This window comes from Oleiphilus sp. HI0117 (assembly GCF_001635235.1).
The window spans coordinates 1-972 of record NZ_LWGA01001089.1 but is presented as its reverse complement, the minus strand read 5'-3'; the positions used below and the strand labels follow the sequence as shown (position 1 = coordinate 972).

The window sequence follows — 972 nt, the reverse complement described above, 5'->3', positions numbered from 1 at the left end:
TTTGATTGTTTATCTGAGGAGGATTTTGTCTTCTTTTCCGGTACAGGGTCGTGTCCACCTTCACAACCCGGATGGCATCTTAACACACGATGTACTGCAAGAAAGCTTCCTTTAAATATACCGTGAATTTTTACAGCTTCGAGGGCATATTCAGAGCATGTTGGATAATATCGACAAGAAGGGCCGAGTATAGGACTAATACAGAGTTGATAAGCGCGAATTAGACCAATGATAACTTTTCTCATCATGGTTCTCAGCAAAATTATGTCCTTACTAACACTTTTCAGCAGTCAGTAGTTACGAAGTCCGAGCTGACTTAGTCTTCTTATCAGACTTATTTTGAGATGTTTTACGAACTAACTTACGCCACAGATAGTCTAGTTCTTGAGTGCATTCTTTGCTGCTAGATAAATCAGCACCTTTCTTTGCAAGAACAATAATATCAAGGTTTGGAAGCGAACTACGCTTAGTCCGAAACGATTCTCGTAATAAGCGTTTAATTCGGTTCCGTTGTACAGCGAGTTTTACGTTCTTTTTAGCAACGATTATTCCGAGTCTGCTATCTGAGTTATTCAGGTTTCTAGTCAACATCAAATAATGTTTACTGGAAACTCGTATATCAACAGACTCAAAAACATCACTATAATCACTCGATTTTAGTAGCCGAGTTGATTTAGGAAACTTAAAACTGGAGTACAAGTTTTATGCACTTAGTTCTTTACGGCCTTTAGCACGACGTCGGTTCAAAATCTGACGACCACTTTTAGTTGCCATACGTGCTCTGAAGCCATGTGTACGCTTACGCTTAAGTACGCTAGGTTGGAATGTTCTTTTCATTTCCAGTACTCACAATAAATAGGGTGAAAAAAAATTGGAGCGAGATTGTAATTGTTTGGGCAAGATTATTCAATGCATATTCGAATTTTTATTTAAAGTTTATCTTAGGTCTTATCTTTTCCCATCCCTTAAATA

General features: G+C 37.9%; 3 protein-coding genes. All 3 read right to left on the bottom strand.

All coding sequences use genetic code 11. The features are described 5' to 3' along the window. On the bottom strand, positions 1–248 hold a 248-nt coding region (yidD, locus tag A3757_RS25335; RefSeq protein WP_231878328.1), incomplete at its 3' end, for a membrane protein insertion efficiency factor YidD. A 49-nt stretch (positions 249–297) separates the two neighbouring features. Then, a complete protein-coding gene (rnpA, locus tag A3757_RS19575) occupies positions 298–699 on the bottom strand; it encodes a ribonuclease P protein component (RefSeq protein ID WP_068553363.1) in 402 nt (133 codons plus the stop codon). Between the two features lie 3 nt (positions 700–702). Beyond that, positions 703–837, bottom strand: coding sequence for a 50S ribosomal protein L34 (rpmH, locus tag A3757_RS25330; RefSeq protein ID WP_082865166.1), 135 nt, complete (start codon positions 835–837; stop codon positions 703–705). Positions 838–972: the final 135 nt, after the last annotated feature.